This is a genomic window from Spirosoma utsteinense (assembly GCF_014282275.1).
Classification (GTDB): domain Bacteria; phylum Bacteroidota; class Bacteroidia; order Cytophagales; family Spirosomataceae; genus Spirosoma; species Spirosoma utsteinense.
On the sequence record NZ_VFIA01000007.1, the window covers coordinates 75,823 to 95,950 of the forward strand.

Sequence of the window (20,128 nt, forward strand, 5' to 3'; positions counted from 1 at the left end):
AAACCAGTAAACAACATGCCAAGCATCACGACATTCCTGACCTACAACGACCAGGCCGAAGAAGCCGCCAACCTGTACTGCTCCATTTTTAAGAATTCTGAAATCACCCGGGTTACCCGGTCCGGAGCTACTGGACCGGTCATGTCGGTCATCTTCCAGCTCGACGGGCGGGAGTTCTACGCCCTAAACGGTGGTCCTCATTTCACGTTTTCGCCCGGCATTTCGCTCTTCGTTTCGTGCGACACCCAAGCCGAACTGGACGAGTACTGGGAGAATCTTTCCGAAGGTGGTCAGAAAGGGCAGTGCGGCTGGCTGACAGACAAGTTTGGTGTGTCGTGGCAAATTGTCCCGTCCAGGCTGGGCGAGTTGCTGGGCAACAAAGACCCGGAGAAAGCCAAACGGGCTATGCAGGCCATGATGAAGATGACCAGGCTCGACATTGCCGTCCTCGAATCGGCCTAAGCATCATTACCTGAGTTGGAAAGCAAAGCGGGCAGCCCATGAAGCCAGAAGGGGCGGCTACGCCGTTCTGTTCATTGAACGCTAAAAACAACGAAACCGCCCATGCCAATCCCGCTTCGTGTCGCTGGGCCGCATAAACACTTTAACCGAAAACCTGCGGTTACCGGGTAAGCTCATGCGTTGGTTTTGCCTATGTTTACCACATGAATTCATCCATCGATACCGATCTGGCGCTGCTGGCGCTTCAGGAAGAACAGCTTCAGTTTGACACCTTCAGCCTCGATACGGCCTGGCAGTTGGGCATGCGGCTGAAAGAAGCCGTCGAAGCGCGGGGTAAGTCCGTAGCCATCGACATTCAACTCTTCGGCCACCCGCTCTTTTTCTACGCCATGCCCGGCACTACCCCCGACAACATTGACTGGATTCGTCGGAAACGCAATGTCGTGGAGCGCTTTCATCAAAGCTCCTACGCCATACGGTTGAGGATGAAGGAAAAGCAGATCACCCTGACCGAGCAGGCGGGGCTTCCATTGCGCGACAACGCGGCTGCGGGCGGTGGATTCCCCATTCGGCTGCGCGGCTCATCCTGCATCGGTGCTATCACCATCTCGGGCGTGCCGATGCGAGAAGACCACGGTATTATTGTGGAGGTGCTGTCGGCCTGGCTCAACAAACCCATCAGCGAATTAGCCCTGCCCCCCGCCGAGAATATGGACGATTAAGTCAGCTTATGACAAGGCCTGGGGTGATGGGTTGGAACCAGCCGGACGCGAACGGTCGTCGGCGGGCAGGGGCACAAACTCGGCGTTGTCGTTAGGCGGCAGGGGAATACGACCCGCCTGCCAGTCGGCTTTGGCCTGCTCGATGCGCTCGCGGCTCGACGAGACGAAGTTCCACCAGATAAAGCGTTCGCCCAGCGGTTCGCCCCCCAGCAGCATTAACGTACTGGGTTCTTTGGCGGTCAATACCGGATCGACGCCCTTGCTGAACACCAGCAACTGCCCCACGCCATAGGTATGCCCATTCACCTCCACACTGCCTTTGGCTACGTAAGCGCCCCGCTCAGGGAAGCCCCTTGGCGGGCCAAAACGGGCACCCGCCTGCAACACGACATGCGCGTAGAACAGGGGCGAATGGGTAGCGACTCCGTTGGTAAGGCCGTAGGCATCCCCAGCAATCAGCCGCATCCAGACACCCGTATCGGTGAAGACAGGCAGTTCGTCGGGTTGATAGTTGACAAACGCAGGAGCGCTTTCTTCGGCCGCTTCGGGCAGCGCTACCCAGGTCTGCACCATTTCGAAGGCGTTGCTGGCGAGCATAGCCGGGTCCTCGAAGCGTTCGGAATGGGCAATACCCCGCCCCGCTGTCATCCAGTTGACCTCACCGGGCCGGATGATCTGTTGCACACCCAGGCTATCACGGTGGGTCACCTGCCCGTCGAAGAGGTAGCTCACCGTCGACAGGCCAATGTGTGGGTGCGGCAAGACGTCCATTTTCTCCAGTTCGTCGGGCGTTTTGCTGACCGGCCCTGCATGATCCATAAAGATGAACGGCCCCAGCATCCGGCGTAATCGATACGGTAAAATCCGTTTTACATCGAATCCATTACCGATGGACGCAGAGTGGGCAGTGATGACTTGATCTAGCATCTTGATTGCCCATAAACGAGTTGCCGTTGTTGATTGAGGGACTGTCTAAAATATGGATTCTTGATCGCCTTTTCCTCCAGAAGATCGATTGGCCTTTTTAAAATATCCTGTAGAGAAAATTTAAAATCAAAATAATTATCCGCGTACTCTGCAACATCAATCGGGGCAAACTCAACGATCAGATCAATATCACTGTCGCCATCGTATTCATTTGTCAGAACCGAACCAAAAGCATACAGGCTTTTCACTTTGTGTATTTTACAAAGCCTAACAATATCTGGCGTATACGTTGTCAGTCTATTCATTTTTCGAAGGTGTTGCCTTTGAATCCAATCCGTAATGGTCAGCCTTTTGATCTCTTCCTGTACAACTACCTCAACTGTTTAACATACTCCTTATAGCGCGGCATATAAGTCAAGGTAATATGACGTGAATGTAGCGGAACCAACGCTACGTTGCAACGCTCTTACGGGGCTTAAAGACCAACTCCCTATTTGCCTTAACTCCAGAATGCTACTACTTCCGTTGGCAGATTGGCAAATCAACGGCCCAAAGCCTGATTTCTGCTATCTTAGCCGGGACGAATTCAACAACTGACTTCCTATGCGAAACACCCTACTTGTTCTTTCCTCCATCCTACTATCGACACCCTTGCTGGCCCAGAAGCCTAAAATGGCAAAGGCTCAGTCGACGTCGGTTGTTGAGGGAGCAGCCAACAACGACCCTTATTTCAAGCCGGTAAAATGGCGTAACATCGGCCCCTTCCGCGGTGGTCGCTCGGTAGCCGGGTCCGGCGTCACCAGCGATCCGCAACTCTACTACATGGGTACCGTTGGGGGCGGCATCTGGAAAACGGAAGATGCGGGCATGACCTGGAACAACGTCTCCGACGGGCAACTCAAAACCTCGTCGGTGGGCGCGATCGGTGTGTGTGAATCCGACCCGGCCGTGGTCTATGTCGGCATGGGCGAACACGCCCCGCGTGGGGTGATGACCTCCTACGGCGATGGTGTCTACAAATCGACCGACGCCGGTAAAACGTGGCAGCACCTCGGTCTCGACCTGACCCGCCACATTGCCGCCGTTCGGGTGCATCCCCAGAATCCCGACGTAGCGTTCGTAGCCGCACAGGGTGCGTTACACGGTCCCTCGGCCGAGCGGGGCATCTACAAAACTATCGATGGTGGTAAGTCGTGGAAAAAAGTGCTGTTCGTGGATGAGAACACGGGCTGCAACGACCTGAGCATGGACATGACCAACCCACGTATTCTGTACGCGTCCATGTGGGAACACCGCCGGTTACCCTGGCAGGTGCAGAGTGGCGGTAAAGGCAGCGGTCTCTATAAATCGACCGACGCGGGCGAAACCTGGACCAAGCTGGAAAAGGGCTTACCCAAAGAGTTGGGCAAAATGGGCATTTCGGTGTCCAAAGCGAATCCGAACCGCGTGTATGCCGTGATCGAATCCGACTCGAATGCCGACAAAGGGGGCGTTTTCCTGTCGGATGATGCGGGCAAGAGCTGGAACCGGGTGAGTAAAGATCACCGTACTATCCAGCGGGCCTGGTATTACATCGAGATCTTTGCCGATCCCGTCGATGAAAACGTCGTGTATGTCCTCAACACGTCGGTGCTAAAATCCATCGATGGCGGCAAGACCTTCTCAACGATTCCCGGTTCGCACGGCGACCACCACAACCTGTGGATCAGCCCGAAGAACAACAAAAACCTCTTCCTGAGTAATGACGGTGGTGGTGCCGTATCGTTCAACGGCGGCAAATCATGGTCGTCGGAGAACAATCAGCCCACGGCGCAGTTCTACCGGATCAACGCCGACAACCAGTTTCCGTACCGTATCTACGCGGGCCAGCAGGACAACACGTCGGTGATGATCACCAGCCGGTCGACCACCGGCAGCGGCATTACGGATAAAGACTGGGAAGCATCGGCGGGTGGCGAGAGTGCCTTCATGGCCTTCAACCCCGACGATCCGCGCTACGTGATGGGCGGCAGCTACCAGGGCACGATCGAAGTGCTCGACCAGCAGACCCACGAAGGCAAACCCATCATGGTGTCGCCCATTCAGTACCAGGCATTGCAGGCCAAGACGATGAAATACCGCTTCAACTGGAACGCGCCCATCATCTGGTCGAAACACGAACCGAAGGCGTTTTACCATGCCGGCAACCGGTTGTTCAAAACCATCGATATGGGCAAAAGCTGGACGATCGTTTCGCCCGACCTGACCCGCCACGACTCCACCAAACTGGGCTGGGGCGGTGCGCCCTATACCAACGAAGGAGCGGGGGGCGAGAACTACGCGACCATCACCTACGTCCTCGAATCGCCCAGCGAAAAAGGGGTGCTCTGGACCGGCAGCGACGACGGACTTGTGCACATCACCCGCGACGGGGGTGCCACCTGGACCAACGTTACCCCCGCCGGTTTGCCCGAGACGCTGATCAACTCCATCGAGGTATCGCCCCACGACAAAGCCACGGCCTACATAGCCACCACGCGCTACAAAGTCAACGACTTCGCCCCGGCGATCTACAAAACCACCGATTACGGCAAGACGTGGACCAAAATCGTGACGGGTATTCCCTACGGTGCTTTCACCCGTACCGTCCGCGAAGATCCCGAGCGCAAAGGACTGCTGTATGCCGGTACCGAAACGGGAGTTTACGTATCCTACAACGGCGGCAGCAACTGGAAGCCCATGCAGCTTAACCTGCCCGTTAGCCCTGTTACCGACCTGAAAGTACACCAGGGCGATCTGATCGCAGCCACCGCCGGTCGGTCGTTCTGGATTCTGGACGACCTTGGCCCTATCCGTCAGTACGACGAAAAAGCAAACAGAGACAGTCTGCTGGTTTACAAACCCGACGATACATACCGCGTATCGGGCGGCAGCGCGCTGGACAAGGTCATTGACGAAGAAGACGATGAAAATGCCGCCAGTAGCTCCGGTCGTAATGGGTTTGCGGGTACCAACCCCTCAACCGGCGTGGTGATGTACTACCAGTTGCCCGCCAAGGTCGATACCAGCGCCACGCTGACCCTGGAAATCCTGTCGGAGCAGGGTGCGCACATCCGCAGCTTCAGCAGCAAAAAAGATAAGAAGTTCGTGGCCTTTCCGGGCGGGCCATCGCCGGAGCCAACGCTGACCGTTCGGCCGGGCCTGAACCGGTTTGTGTGGGACATGCGGGCCGAAACGCTGCCCGCCATTGAGAAGGTATTCATCGAAGGCAACTACAGCGGGCGCAAACTGGCACCCGGCAGCTATCAGGCTATGGTAAAGTTTGGCAAGCAGGCGAAGACGGTAGCGTTCAAAATCCTGCCCGATCCCCGGCTCAGCACCACGCCCGCCGAGTATGAGCAGCAGCAGAAAACACTGATCGCCATCGAGGAAGGGGTGAAAGAAATTCATGAGGGGGTAAACCGGATGCGGAAAGCCCAGAAGCAGATCAACGATCTGGTCGACCTCATCGATGACAAGCCGAACATGAAGCCTCTGGCCGATGAAGGCCGGGCCATCTCGAAAAAGATCAAGCAATGGGAAGAGAAGGTGATTCAGCCTAAGTCGCAGTCGAACGATGACGTGATCAATTTCGAGAATAAGCTAAGCGCCGATTACATCTTCCTGAAAGGAGAAATGGACGTGAACACGCCCTATGTCACCGCCGGTCAGCAGGAGCGCGTATCGGAGCTTAACGCGATCTGGCAACCACTTAAGACCGGCATGAATATGCTGATCCAGAACGACATCGTGAAGTTCAACAACCAGTGTCGCCAGCTACAGGTTGACAAGATCACGGTGCCAGACGTAGCAACGGCAATGCCGAAGCAGTAATAGCCTGGATGTTCTGCTTGGCCTGGCCGGGTGTATCCTGGACGGCCACGTCCGGGTAGTAAATAAATATAAAATGATTATCACCCGGATGTGGCCGTCCAGGATACACCCGGCCAGGCCAGGCTACCTCAAGAAAAGCGTCCTCTGAACCGGGGCGCTTTTTGTGTTGAATAAGGTTCTGAGTAACAGGCAATAGTTGGGAACATCTGGCCGACTGATTACCTTTCGCCTTTGAACTCCGCTCATCATTGCTTACCCCCTACCTGTCTGGCACATTCATTTTCTTCGTCCGTTATCTGGATCACCGGTGCCTCATCGGGCATAGGTGAGGCCATAGCGCTGGCGCTGGCCAGCCAGGGTGCCAGACTCGTTCTATCGGCTCGCCGGGCCGATGAACTTCAACGCGTAGCCGACCTGACTGGCCTGCCCGCATCGGATGTGCTGGTGCTGCCCCTGGATATGACCGATACTACAGGTTTGGCCGCTCATGTCGAAACGGTTCGGCAACGGTTTGGCCGGATCGACTATATATTCCAGAATGCGGGCATTACCCAACGGAGCCAGGTTGCCGATACCGATCTGTCGGTTTACCGGCAATTGATGGATGTCAACTTCTTTGGTGTTGTCGCCCTCACAAAAGCCGTTCTGCCGCTGATGCTGGCGCAGGGAAGCGGGCATATTGTGGTCACGAGTAGTGTAGCGGGTAAGATCGGCACGAAGCAACGTTCCGGTTACTGCGCCAGCAAGCATGCCCTGCATGGCTTTTTCGACGCACTTCGGGCCGAAACTCATGAAGCCGGGCTCCGGGTAACCATTGTTTGCCCAGGCTATATACGAACGCCTATTTCGCTCCACGCCCTTGGTGCCGGTGGACAGGTTCACGGAAAAATGGACGAAAACCAAGCGAGGGGGATGGCTCCTGACGCCTTTGCCCGGCAGTTGCTGCGGGCGGTATCGAAACAGAAAGAAGAGGTCTACATCGGCGGACCCGAAACTTATGGCATTTACCTCAAACGCTTTCTGCCGGGATTACTGTCCCGCATTCTGCGCAACCGGGCAGGTGCCTGATCAGGATGGCAGTGCTGACGTTTCCTACAAAAGAAAGAAGGGTATACGAACAAGCGACTACCGCTGTGCTCTGTATACCCTCCTGTGGAACTTAGGCTCTGCTTACTTACCGCTAACGGCGGCTGTTCTGGTCTTTCCAGCCTGCTCCATATAATCGACGGTCAGGTGGCAGAGTGATTTCATGCCCAGCACAAAACAACTCTCATCGATTTTGAAATCAGGCGTATGGTGTGGGGCTGCGTCTTCAACCTTTGTGCCTTTGGTCATACCGCCCAGGAAGTAGAAGAAGCCGGGCACTTTCTGCTGGTAGAACGAGAAGTCTTCGGCACCCGTCTGAGCGGGTGTGATCTTGACATTGTTCTTGCCAGCCACCGCTTCGAGCGAACCGATCATTTGATCGGTGAGTTTGGGGTCATTGTACGTAATAGGGTACATAATGTCGATCTTGACATCGGCTTTAGCACCGGCACTTTCGGCAATATTGGTAGCTACTTCACTAATTCGACGGTGGATGGTTTTCTGCATGTCTGCATCCAGCGAGCGGATTGTACCAATCATGTTCACCTCTTCGGGAATGATGTTCTGCCGGATACCGCCGTGGATAGCGCCTACCGTCACAACAGCGGCATTCTCCGTCAGGGGCAGATTCCGGCTAACGATGGTTTGCAATCCCATGACCACCTGCGCCGAGGTAACGATAGGGTCGACACCCGACCAGGGTGATGCACCATGGGTTTGCTTTCCTTTTAGTTTGATGGAAAACTGGTCGACAGCGGCCATCGTAGCACCGGGGCGGTACTTGATGGTACCAACTTCGGTTTGGGAGTTGATATGCAGACCGAATATGGCATCTACTTTAGGGTTTTCCAGAACCCCTTCTTTCACCATCAGATAGGCACCCCCCTCTTCGCCAACGGGTGCCCCTTCTTCGGCAGGCTGGAATATGAATTTCACGGTACCGTGCAGATCGCTTTTTACCGACGCCAGCACTTCGGCGACGCCCATCAGGATAGCGACGTGGGTGTCGTGGCCGCAGGCGTGCATGATACCAGTTTGCTGGCCGTTATATTCGGTTTTCGCTTCGGATTTAAAGGGCAGATCGACACGTTCGGTTACGGGCAGCCCATCCATGTCGGCACGTAGCGCCACGACCGGTCCGGGCTTCCCCCCTTTCAGCAACCCGACGACTCCCGTTTTGCCGACCCCCGTTTTCACCTCGATGCCAAGCGCCTGCAGGTGGGCGGCAATTTTGGCTGCGGTCTGGAACTCGCGGTTGCCCAGTTCAGGGTGCTGATGAAAATCCCGGCGCCAGGAAACAACTTTTTTCTCGAGGCCCTCAGCGGCTTTATCCATCCGCACGTTTAGAACAGGTCCCTGTCCAAAAGCGGCTGGTGCGAACAAAACCCCCGAAAAAATGGCTGCTAAGTAGTTTTTACTAGTTTTCATCAAATTATGCAATAATAGCTGTAGATACATTTAGAGAGCAATTTACAATTTAGTCCGAATAATTTGTTGGTTTAATTGCAACATTCTATAGTTTTGTCGCTCTTTATTAATTTTCCACAAAACAATTCTATCAACAAACCTTTATGAGAAAACTTCTATTAGGAAGTTGGTTACTCATACTGCTTTTCTGCCTGCCAGCCCTGGCGCAGGATGTAGCAGTTAGTGGCCGGGTTACTTCGTCGGACGATGGCTCCGCCCTGCCGGGTGTGAGCGTACAGGTAAAGGGTACAACTCGCGGTGCAACCACCGATGCAAACGGGAATTACCGCGTGAGCGCATCAGCTAATAGTCGGTTGGTATTTAGCTTTATTGGCTTCTCAAGCCAGGAAGTTGCGATTGGAAACAGGTCAACGGTTAATATCACCCTGCAAGCAGACGCTACCAATCTCGGCGAAGTAGTTGTTACGGGTTACGGTGGAACGGTTAACCGGCGTGAATTTACAGGAGCAAGCTCCAAGGTTTCGGGGGCGGCCGTATCCAACCTGCCAGTGGGTAGTTTTGATAAAGCACTGGCCGGTCGGGCAGCGGGTGTACAGGTAACATCAGCTAACGGGGTACCGGGTGGCGCTATTCAGATTCGTATCCGTGGCGTTGGTTCTATTTCGGCGGGTAGCGATCCCCTCTACGTCGTTGACGGCGTTCAGTTAAACACGTCCAACAACTCCAGCTTCACCAGCAGTAACCCACTCTCGTTTTTGAACCCGAGCGATATTGAGTCGATCGAGATTCTGAAGGATGCCGCTGCCGCTTCGATTTACGGTTCGCAGGCAGCAAACGGCGTTGTGCTCGTCACGACCAAGCGTGGTAAGGCCGGTAAAACGCAGATCACTTTCAATTACTTTAAGGGCATTGCTGATCCTATCAAACAACTTGATGTACTGAATACACAGGAGTGGATTCAGCTTCGGACCGAGAACCTGGTCAATGCCGGAACAGCCGCTGACGTGGCCCGGTCGTCGGTACTCTCGACCCTGCGTCTGCCAACAAGCCTAACTGACGCAGACATTGCAGCGTTACCAACCTACGACTGGCAGAAGGCTGCATTCAGACAGGGCCAAACGGATAACTACGAAATAGGCATGAACGGGGGTAATGAGAAGACCCGATTTTATGTGTCCGGTTCCTACTATACACAGAGTGCTAACGTCATAAACGTTAACTTCAAACGAGGCACCCTGAATAGCACGCTTACACACCAGATTAACAGTAAACTGAGCATCGACCAGACGCTTAAACTGAGTACGATCACGTCGAACGGCCAATTTGGTGGTCCCAACGGGGGTTCGTTCCTGGGAGCTGCTGCATTTTCGTCGCCCCTTATTTTGCCAAGTGTAGCCATTTACAACGCCGATGGCAGTTATAACGGAACACCCGCACTGGGTGGCATTCCGGGTATTCTCAACCAGAATATCATTCAGGTCAGTGAGTTGAACACGATCCGGGCTGACATTAACCAGTTTGTGGGTAGTTTAGCCCTGAACTACAAAGTAACGGACAATCTGACCATCCGGCCATTTGTTAGCCTTGATTACCGCTCGGTTCGGGGTAGAAACTTCTCCGACCCACGCACCGCCGACGGTATAAACGTTCGGGGACGGGTACAGGATCAGTTTAATGAAAACAAAAACTTCCTGACCAACGTAACGGCGAACTATAACAAAGAGATCGGTAAAAGTGATTTCGGCCTTCTGCTGGGTGCCGAGTACAGGTCCGACATTAATGAGAACCTGTTGACGAACATCACGAACGTACCAACGCCGGATTTTAAATATGCCAGCGCGGCTGCTTTACCCGTGAGCATTGGCGGTACCTGGACGGGTTACCGGAAAGGATCGGTATTCGGTAATTTGAAATACAATTTCAACAAAAAGTATGATCTTAGCCTCATTGGTCGTCTGGACGGTTCGAGTCGTTTCGGTGCCAACAATCGCTTCGGTTTCTTCCCCTCGATTTCGGGAGCGTGGCTGATTTCTGAAGAAAGCTTCCTGAAAGGTGGCCGGTACGTGAGCGACCTGAAACTTCGGGCTTCGTTTGGTACTACGGGTAACGACCAATTGGGCTCGCTCTTTAATGCTGCTAACTTCCCCGGTCTGGGTTTAGTGAATCCTGGATTTGACTACAATGGCGCGGCCGGTTTTGCCCCTTCGCAGTTGGCTAACCCCGACCTGAAGTGGGAAACTAACCAGACCGCCAACATTGGTTTGGACTTTGGTTTCTTCGGCAACCGCATCACCGGCTCGGTCGATGTGTTCCAACGGACCAGTAAAGATCTGTTGCTGCCTTTCAACCTACCTTTCACGAGTGGTTACTCGTCTATCTCCCGGAACGCGGGCGAAGTACAGAACCGCGGGTTAGAAGTTGAATTGAATACTGTGAACGTGCGGGCGGGCCAGTTTCAGTGGAAATCGTCGTTCAACATCACCACGATTCAGAACAAGGTCACCAAGCTGTATCCGGGTATCGTACCGCTGAACAATCCGGACAGCACGATTCTGTTAACCTATACTGATTTCTATGGCGTAGGCCGGAATGCAATTCTGGGCAGACCGCTACAGCCGCAGTACACCACCGATTATGCCGGTGTGAACCCCGCTACGGGCCGGGCCATGTTCTATGATTATGCTGGTAACATTACGTACCGCCCCCTGATACCCCGCGACCAGAAGTATTTCGGCACCGAATTACCTAAGTTCTACGGTGGCTTCAACAACACCATTGTATACGGTGGTTTGTCGCTCGACTTCCTGATCCAGTTCGACTACGGTCGGCGGTCGTTCAACACGCAGACGTCTTTCCTGGCTGAGAATGCAGGGCGTAACTTCAACGCCTTACAAAGCACCTACGATCGTCGCTGGCAGAAAGCAGGTGACATTACGGATGTACCCCGGGCTTATAACGCTAACGTTGAGCCAAACAGCGTTAGTGGTCTGGGCGGTACCCGTACCCTGGAAGATGCTTCGTACCTTCGGTTGAAGCAGATAACACTGAATTACGACGTGCCAGCCGCCATCAGCAGCCGGATAAAAGCGTCTAAAGCGCGTATCTATATTCAGGCCGCTAACCTGATCACTGTTACCAAATGGACCAGCTATGACCCTGAATTCCTCAACTTCGGTTCGGGTAACAGTGGACTGGTACCAAACTCAAAGACCTATCAGGCCGGTGTTAACGTAACGTTCTAATCAAGACTTCGATCATACACGCTATGCGTACACTAAAATCTATAATTTTATCAACCAGTCTGTTAACCGTCAGCCTGCTGGCCGTTACCGCCTGTAAAAACAGTGAATTTCTCGAAGTTACGCCCCGCTCGCAGGGTGATTCGCAGATAGCGCTGACAACTGCCGAGGGCGTCGATGCTGCCGTAAATGGCATTTACGACCGACTGCAAAACGTAGTACTTTACGGCCGTGATATGCTGGCCGTATCCGAAGCATTGAGTGACAATGCTCAGTTCACTAACAAATCGGGTCGGTTAGCCAACGAAAACAGGAACATCCAGAATAACACCTTTGGTACGGCTACAGCAGCAGGGGCTACCTGGCAATCGGCTTACTTCGCCATAAACCAGGCTAATCTGATTCTGGATAATATTGGGGGTGTTGCCTTCGCCGATACAGCACAGCGCAACCGGCTACAGGGCCAGGCCTACTTTCTGCGGGCATTGCTTTACCATGACCTGTCGCGCATCTACGCCTACGATCCAGGCGTTGCGGTGGCTACCCAGGACCGGGGTGGTGTACCATTACTGCTGGTTGGCGTAGCCGATCAAAGCAAGATTACGCTGCCGGCTCGTCCAGCCGTTGCCGATGTGTACAAGCAGATTTACGCTGATCTGCAGAGTTCCATTGCTTCCTTCAGCCGCACGAATGCCAATGCACCTGCCTACGGAAACCGGCAAGCCGCGCAGGCGCTGTTCTCGCGCGTTGCTCTTTACAACAAAGACTATGCAACGGCAGTAAAATACGCGACCGATGCCATTGCCGGCACAATCAAACTGTCGCCTAATGCGTCTTACGTTGGTGGCTGGCGTGCCCCGCAGAATCCCGAGTCGTTGTTTGAAATCCAGTACATCGTAGCCGAAAACATAGGCGTTAATACGTCCCTCCAAACGACCTACACGACGTTGGTTAGAACGGGCGACCGTACCGCTACGGGTGGTTTTGGTGACCTGGTGCCAACAACAGCGTTTATCAACGACCTGGAAGCCGAGAAAAGTGCTACCGGAACCGTCCTCGATATCCGTCGTCAGTTGTACGAATTGGGTACAGCCGGCCGGGGAGCCGCGTTCATTGAATGTACCAAGTTTCTGGGTAGAAACGGAACGATCAACTTGGATAACATACCTGTTATCCGGGTCTCCGAATTGTACCTGAACCGGGCCGAGGCCAACTATAACCTTGGCAACACGACTGAGGCCCTGGCCGATCTGAATGTGATTCGGCAACGGTGTGGTTTACCTGCCTCTACAGTAACCGGTGCACCTCTGCTGGCTGAAATTATGCGGCAGGAGCGTTTGGAGTTCGGTTTTGAAGGTCACCGCTGGTTCGACCTGAAGCGTACGGGACAGAATGTAGTGAAAGCTGCCGCACAGGGTGGTGGCCTTGTCTACACGGATAACCGTATTCTGGCGCCTATTCCAGTCAATGAGTTGTCGACCAATAAGAGCATACAGCAAAACTTCGGTTATTAATCGGGCAGGGCAGGCTTTAGCCAGTGCACAATTGACTGGTACCCGCCCTGTTTAAACAACTGCCTTAATGAAAAAAATAGCAACTTTAGTTTTATGCACCTTGGCCCTGTTTGCGGTCTACGCCTGCGATAACAGTATTGATAAGGTGTTTGATGATCAAACACTGATTGAGTTTCAGCCAGCGGTTTTGAACAGTAACGCCGTTGGCCGTACCTACCCGATCATTTCGAGCGGGAACAGCGTAACGGCCAACGCTACCGTAACGGCTCAGGTTAACCTGGTTGGCCGGCAACGCAGCAGCGACCTGACGGTACAGGTATTTCCTGATCCAACCAGCACCACAGCACCCACCAGTAGCTATACCCTCGCCAATGGTGGCAGTGTCGTGATTCCTGCTGGTATGAGTACAGGGACGCTGACGATGATGGTGGCCAGAGCTACAAGCGCAACTGCCACCCTGGCTAACGTAGTACTTGTCATTGACAGTACCAGCGCTGACTTTAAACCAAGCCAGAACTACAAACGGATTGGATACTCTATCCGGCAATAATTCTGCGTAATGCGGGGTAACCTGCCGTGTGAAACCTTCCGATGCTCGTTGTTAATACGGCGTATCGGAAGGTTTTTTTTGTACGACAAACGGGGAGACCCATAGCTTACTTTCTACTTTTACTCGTTGTTGTCAAGTCCTCCATTACCACTCTGTCAATAACTCCCTCTTTTACCGATGACAAACTATATCTGCTTTATTTTTTTGCTTTGCTCGCTCATGGAGCCGATCGCTTCATCCGGACAGCCTATGCCCGGAAAAGCAATTGTTACGCCCCGCATGCGGGTGATCGTCGACAACGACTTCAGTGGCGATCCCGACGGGCTGTTTCAGCTGGCTCATCTGTTGTTATCCCCGTCGGTCGAGATCAGCGCAATAATTGGCTCCCATCTTAAAGCAGGCGATGGTTTCGACAACTCCGCCATGCAGGCCGATAATGCCGCCCGGAAAGCCCGCGAACTCGTTCAGGTCATGGCCATAAAGACAAATATTCCTATAGTTGCCGGCTCTAATAAAGCAATGCCAAATGACAGCATACCCGTTGCCAGTGAAGCGGTAAACGTAATCATAAAGGAAGCAATGCGCACGGATACGCAACTACCCTTATATGTGTTGTGCGGGGCCGGGCTCACCGAAATAGCCTCGGCTATTTTGAAGGCTCCGCAGATCGCCGACAAACTAACGCTGGTCTGGATTGGCGGCCCCGAATATCCCGATCTGGCGCTGCCACCACCCAACTATACAAACCCGGAGTATAACCTCAACATCGATATTGCAGCCGCCCGCGTCGTCTTCAATAAAACCAGCATGCCTATCTGGCAGGTGCCCCGAAATGCTTATCGGCAGGCTCTGCTACCCTATTCCCAACTTCAGGTTCAGATCAGGCCACAAGGAAAAACAGGCGCCTACCTGTGCAATGCCCTTGAGAGCCTGATGACCAGACTTACCCAATACAAACTGAACATCGGCGAAACCTATATTCTGGGTGATAGCCCGCTTGTTTTACTAACGGCATTGCAATCGTCCTTTGAGGCTGATCCTTCATCGAGCGAGTATGTCATCAGGCTGGCACCCAAAATCAATTCACTAGGGGCCTATGAGTATTCTCCCGCTGGGCGTCCCATCCGGGTCTATACCCGAATCGATACCAGCCTGATGTTTACTGACTTTTTCGCTAAGCTTTCACTCATGAATCGATAGTGTATAGCAATAAAACAGGGCCATCGCCGGGCAAAATACAGACCAATATGTTTCTTTACGCTGGCTCCGACACTTCAGCAATACAATATATTATTTGGTCGCTCGATATTTCACTCAATTTAAGTAACCTTTTAAGATAAATAATATACACCATAATTCTTTCAGCTTTGTGACTCACTTGGAAAGTTTTCACTCGTATTATTACTTATATTTTTTTACCCAAACACAACGCTATTAGTAGATTACTTCCTAGTATTATCCGTATTTTTACTCAAAAAGTATCATAAATAACCCATATAAGGTGCTTTCCCAAAAGGAGTCACTTATTTTACGTCCATAATTTTTAAAGCCTATTTATTCTATTTACTGAAAAATATACATAATTTTCTTAGATATATTTAATAAAAACATCATCTACACGCTTATCTTTGTCGACTCATTTTATGGGTGTTTACAACTTTTATAATCTTTACTCACTTATGCACAAAATTTTATTGGGCATCTGGTTTCTGTCACTACTGTTTTGCCTGCCCGCTTCGGGGCAGGATGTGACGGTAAGCGGCCAGGTCACTTCATCAGATGACGGCACCACACTTCCGGGTGTGAGTGTGCAGGTAAAAGGAACGAATCGGGGAACCATAACTGACGCTGACGGTCGATACCGCCTTAGCGTACAGCCCGATAATCGGTTGGTATTTAGTTTTATCGGGTTTGCGAGTCAGGAGTTTCCGGTAGGGAGCCAGGCGACGATCAATGTGAAGCTTACAGCAGGCGCTCAAAGCCTGGATGAGGTTGTAATTACGGCTCAAGGCATCGAACGGGATAAACGGTCGCTAGGTTACTCAACACAGGAAGTTGGCGGTGCGCTAATCGCTCAGAAGTCGGAGCCAAACCTGCTGAACGCCTTACAGGGTAAGTTGGCCGGGGTTCAGATCAACGGGCAGAGTGGTGCGCCGGGTGCATCAACGAACATCAACATCCGGGGTATCACGTCGTTCAACGGTAGCAACCAACCCCTGATTGTGGTGGATGGTATTATCTTCAGCAACGATGTAAACGTGACAGGTAACACCCTGTTCCAGGCCCAATCGGCAAACCGTCTCGCCGACGTCAACCCCGAGAGTATTGAGTCGATCAATATTTTGAAAGGACCCGCTGCGGCTGTTCTTTATGGTTCGCGGGCGTCGGCCGGTGCTATTATTATCACCACTAAAAATGGTAAGGGTAATAATAACAAGACGGAGGTGACGGTTACCTCGTCATATAACGTGCAGAATGTTTACGGCATACCCCCGTTTCAGAACGATTACGGCCAGGGTTCCAACAACCTTTACGTCAACAACTCGACCAACTCCTGGGGTTTACCGTTCGTTGGTGGCCCAACTTCCATCACGAACCTACAGGGCGAAACCCGGCCCTATCAGGCGTATCCTAACAACGTGCGGGATTTCTTCCGCCAGGGGTCTGTTCTGCAAAATACGGCCAACATTTCGGGCGGTGATGCGACGCGCAATTTCAATATCTCACTGGGCAACACAAGCCAGCAGGGTATTACCGACAACTCCAAATTTACCCGTTCAAACGTACAATTGGGTGGTGGTGCCAAACTTAACAACGGACTGAGCATCTCCGGAACGGGTACCTACGTACAGACGGTTCAGCGGGGCGCGGCCCTCGGTAACGGCGGTAGCGCTTACGGTCAAATTTCGCGGATTCCGCGGAGCTACGACCTGCCGAATGAGCCATTCCAGAACGCAAGCGGACAAAGTATTTACTTCCTGACCACGGCCAACAACCCAAACTGGTCGTTGCAGAACACGACCCTCGACAGCCAGGTCGACCGTTTCTTCGGTAACTTCACCCTCGGGTACGACGTCACCAAATGGCTGAACGTCACCTACCGGGTAACAGGCGATACGTACACTGACCGTCGGAAAGGTATCAGTAATATTGGTGCGGTTCGGGCACCACAGGGTGAAGTCATTCAGAATAACTTCTTCCGTTCGGAACTCAACGGAGACCTGCTGATCAATGCTAAAATCAATAAAGTGTTTCTGGAAGGGTTGAGTGCAAATCTGTTGTTGGGCAATAACATCAACCAGCGCAAATTCCAGAACGCATCGGTCTATGGCGAACAGCTAACGATTCCGGGATTCCCCAACGTGTCGAACGCAGCCGTATTCACCCAGTCGGCCGAGTCGAGCCAGGTGCGCCGTCTGGTGGGTAACTACGCCCAATTGTCGCTGGCCTATAATAACTACCTGTTCCTGGAGTTATCAGGCCGCGCTGACCAATCGTCGACCTTACCCGTTGCTAACAACACCTACTTCTATCCAGCGGCCTCAGTCAGTTTCGTACCTACCGATGCGTTCAAGGTCCAGTCGGATGTACTCTCGTATGCTAAGGTTCGGGCCAGCGTTGCCCGGGTAGGCCGCGACGCTGATCCATATCTGCTGAACTCGGTGTATACGAAGTCATCGTTCGGGAATAACGTAGCCGCGGTCAACTTCCCCGTATCCTTCGGTGGCAGCAGTGTTCCGGGTTTCGCCATTGACAGCCGGATTGGTAACCAAGGGCTGACACCTGAATTTGTGACCTCGACGGAGGTGGGTCTGAACCTTGGTTTCTTCAACAACCGCCTGAGCATTGATGCAGCCTACTTCAACACCCGCTCTACCAATCAGATCTTCAACGTTTCGGTATCCCCATCATCGGGTTACGACACGCGGACGACCAACGTGGGTGAGTTGCAGAACCGGGGTATTGAACTGGTCCTGTCAGCAACGCCAATCCGGTCAAACGGCTTCAAATGGGATGTCAACCTGAACTTCACCCGCATCCGGAACAAGGTTGTTTCGATTGCACCGGGTGTTCTTCAGTCAGGTATAACCGGTGATGGCTTCATTGGTATTACGCCGTCGATCGTGCAGGGTCAGCCATACGGCGTTATTGTTAGTTCGGCGAACCCACGGGTTCAGAATACCGACATCAACAACAAGGCAACGTACGACGCATCGGGTCAATACGTAGGTCAGTTGATCATCAATCCAACCTCGGGCCAGTTTGCCCCGGTTATTGCTGGCCAGCCCCTATCGAACCCCAATTCGAACTGGACAGCGGGTCTGACCAACACATTCTCGTATAAAGGTTTCACGCTGTCGGCGCTGGTCGATACCCGTCAGGGTGGCCAGTTGTTCTCATTCGCTGCCGTCGATTACCGCAGTACGGGGTCGTTATCGGTAACAGGCATCGACCGCGATCAGCCACGCATCCTGCCGGGTGTTATCCAGAACGCCGACGGCACATTCAGGCCAAATAACATCCAGCTGTCAGCGCAGGGCTACTGGCAGGGGCTGGGTGGACTGGCGTCAGAAGCATCGGTATTTGATGCAACGGTTTACCGCCTGCGGGAGGTAGCCCTGAATTACACACTACCCAAGAGCATTATCGGACATACGCCGTTCGGTGGCATCTCGGTTGGGGTGAGTGGTCGGAACCTGTACTTCTACGCGCCTAATTACTACGCCGATCCTGAGGTGAACACGCAGGGTGCCGGTAACATTCAGGGCCTCGACCTGAGCGGTCCGCCTAACACGCGTAACTACGGTGTCAACGTGCGGCTTACTTTCTAATTACCTATTTTCTATTGATCGATTCCATGAAGACCATATATAGAAGTGCTGTTCTGATGCTGCCATTACTGGCCAGTTTAGGAAGCTGCTCCAAATACCTTGATGTCAACGTAACGCCTAACAACCCCACGGTTGTACCGCCTTCGGTGTTACTGCCAACCGTTCAGGTTGGTACTGCTTTTGCCAATGCCAATGAACTGAATCGCTTTGCGTCGACGATCATGCAGCAGCTGGCCGGAGCCGCCAACAGCCCGGCTACCTACGACATCTACCAGACCAATGGTGCCGATTTTGGCAACCAGTGGCGGTTTGAGCTGTATGGCGGTGCACTGGTGAATGCGCAGCAGATCATCACCATCGCTACGGCCTCCAACTCACCCGCCTATACGGGTATTGCCAAGATCATGAAGGCCTACGACTTTGCCATGACAACCGATGTTTGGGGCGATATCCCCTACTCGCAGGCATTGCAGGGCGAAGCGGCTCCGCAACCCCGCGTTGATAAACAGGAGGATATTTACAAAGGCAACCAGGCACAAAACATTCAGAGTCTGTTTGACCTGGTGCGCGAAGGATTGGCCGATCTCGATAAAACGTCCACGACGGTACCGGGCAACGACGATGTGATTTATAAGGGTAACCTCGTAAAATGGCGTCAGGCGGGCAATACCTTGCTCCTGAAATTAGCCAACACCATCAGCCGGAAAGAGCCCGCGTTGGCCAAACAGGTGATCGATCAGGTAATCACGTCAGGTCAGTACATTAAGTCGAACGCCGACGACCTCAACGTTACCTTTGGTGCGTCGGTTGGTAGCCGCGACCCCCGTTATGAATACACGGTGGTTAGCTCGTTCCGAGATGATATTATTCTGAGCACCCGCTACCTGAACCTGTTGCAGAACCTGAAAGACCCCCGTTTGGCAACGTTCTTCACGAAGCCTGCGGCTAACTATGTAACGCGCGATAACGGCGAGCGGGGTACCCTGCCGGCCGTAGCCACCTGGTCGCGCTACGGCCCGTATGTAACGGGTGCCAATGGCGAAGGACCAGTGCGATTACTGACTAATTTCCAGCGGGCGTTCATTCTGGCCGAGTCGGCTCTGACGCTGAAGACTGCCGGTGACCCACAAGCGCTCTATACCGAAGGTATCCAGGCGTCGATGGCCCTGGCCGGTCAGACACCGGCTCAGATCGATGCCTACCTGGCCGCCAACCCCAGTGTGGCTACCTTGACAGGTACCGATGCCCAGAAACTGGAACAGATCATTACCCAGAAATACATTGCCTTCACCGGGAATGGTCTGGAACTGTGGAACGACTGGCGCCGGACGGGTTACCCAACGCAGTTACCCGCCCAGAATGCAGCTGGTATCGATGCAACACGTCCGGTTCGAGCTGTTTATATCTCGACAGAGAACGAACGGAACCCCAACTTCGAAAATCCAGCTCCCCAGTCCAACGTAAAAGTCTGGTGGGATGTCGACTAGTCACCACACTCACTTTATTCCAGCAAATC

13 protein-coding genes are annotated in these 20,128 nt (G+C 53.1%); 10 read left to right on the forward strand and 3 right to left on the reverse strand.

Translation table 11 applies throughout. From position 1 onward, the window contains the following. Positions 1–15 precede the first annotated feature (15 nt). Positions 16–462 (forward strand): VOC family protein, encoded by a 447-nt coding sequence (locus tag FH603_RS07450; protein ID WP_186736837.1) that lies wholly within the window; start codon positions 16–18, stop codon positions 460–462. Positions 463–665: 203 nt separating this feature from the next. After that, entirely contained in the window at positions 666–1,184 is a 519-nt protein-coding gene (locus FH603_RS07455; protein WP_186736838.1) for a heme-degrading domain-containing protein, read from the forward strand. 6 nt (positions 1,185–1,190) lie between these two features. Here FH603_RS07455 and FH603_RS07460 read toward each other — a convergent pair whose 3' ends face one another. Both FH603_RS07460 and FH603_RS07465 read right to left on the reverse strand, forming a co-directional pair. Further along, positions 1,191–2,111: a pirin family protein gene (locus tag FH603_RS07460; RefSeq protein WP_186736839.1), complete on the reverse strand. Its 921-nt coding sequence runs from the start codon at positions 2,109–2,111 to the stop codon at positions 1,191–1,193. Beyond that, positions 2,105–2,416 carry a nucleotidyltransferase family protein gene (locus tag FH603_RS07465; RefSeq protein ID WP_186736840.1) on the reverse strand — a complete coding sequence of 104 codons (312 nt, stop codon included), beginning with the start codon at positions 2,414–2,416 and terminating at the stop codon, positions 2,105–2,107. Before FH603_RS07465 ends, FH603_RS07460 begins: the two co-directional genes overlap by 7 nt. 298 nt (positions 2,417–2,714) lie before the next feature. Here FH603_RS07465 and FH603_RS07470 point away from each other — a divergent pair, with 298 nt between their 5' ends. Both FH603_RS07470 and FH603_RS07475 read left to right on the forward strand, forming a co-directional pair. Beyond that, positions 2,715–5,963, forward strand: coding sequence for a WD40/YVTN/BNR-like repeat-containing protein (locus FH603_RS07470; RefSeq protein WP_186736841.1), 3,249 nt, complete (start codon positions 2,715–2,717; stop codon positions 5,961–5,963). Positions 5,964–6,194: 231 nt separating this feature from the next. Continuing rightward, positions 6,195–7,031 (forward strand): SDR family oxidoreductase, encoded by an 837-nt coding sequence (locus tag FH603_RS07475; protein ID WP_235985440.1) that lies wholly within the window; start codon positions 6,195–6,197, stop codon positions 7,029–7,031. Positions 7,032–7,133: 102 nt separating this feature from the next. Here the strand turns inward: FH603_RS07475 and FH603_RS07480 are convergent, their stop codons facing one another. Beyond that, positions 7,134–8,477, reverse strand: a complete 1,344-nt coding sequence (locus FH603_RS07480; RefSeq protein WP_235985441.1) for an amidohydrolase — start codon at positions 8,475–8,477, stop codon at positions 7,134–7,136. Between the two features lie 143 nt (positions 8,478–8,620). Between FH603_RS07480 and FH603_RS07485 the strand changes: the two genes are divergently transcribed. The 6 genes from FH603_RS07485 to FH603_RS07510 all read left to right on the forward strand — a co-directional run bounded on the left by FH603_RS07485 (position 8,621) and on the right by FH603_RS07510 (position 20,099). Further along, positions 8,621–11,719, forward strand: coding sequence for a SusC/RagA family TonB-linked outer membrane protein (locus FH603_RS07485; protein ID WP_186736843.1), 3,099 nt, complete (start codon positions 8,621–8,623; stop codon positions 11,717–11,719). A gap of 23 nt (positions 11,720–11,742) precedes the next feature. Further along, a complete protein-coding gene (locus FH603_RS07490; RefSeq protein WP_186736844.1) occupies positions 11,743–13,230 on the forward strand; it encodes a RagB/SusD family nutrient uptake outer membrane protein in 1,488 nt (495 codons plus the stop codon). 67 nt (positions 13,231–13,297) lie between these two features. Next, positions 13,298–13,780, forward strand: a complete 483-nt coding sequence (locus FH603_RS07495) for a DUF4843 domain-containing protein (protein ID WP_186736845.1) — start codon at positions 13,298–13,300, stop codon at positions 13,778–13,780. Between the two features lie 177 nt (positions 13,781–13,957). Then, complete coding sequence (locus FH603_RS07500) at positions 13,958–14,980, forward strand: nucleoside hydrolase (protein WP_186736846.1); 1,023 nt, start codon at positions 13,958–13,960, stop codon at positions 14,978–14,980. 479 nt (positions 14,981–15,459) lie between these two features. After that, a complete protein-coding gene (locus FH603_RS07505; protein WP_186736847.1) occupies positions 15,460–18,612 on the forward strand; it encodes a SusC/RagA family TonB-linked outer membrane protein in 3,153 nt (1,050 codons plus the stop codon). Positions 18,613–18,638: 26 nt separating this feature from the next. After that, entirely contained in the window at positions 18,639–20,099 is a 1,461-nt protein-coding gene (locus FH603_RS07510; RefSeq protein ID WP_186736848.1) for a SusD/RagB family nutrient-binding outer membrane lipoprotein, read from the forward strand. Positions 20,100–20,128 lie beyond the last annotated feature (29 nt).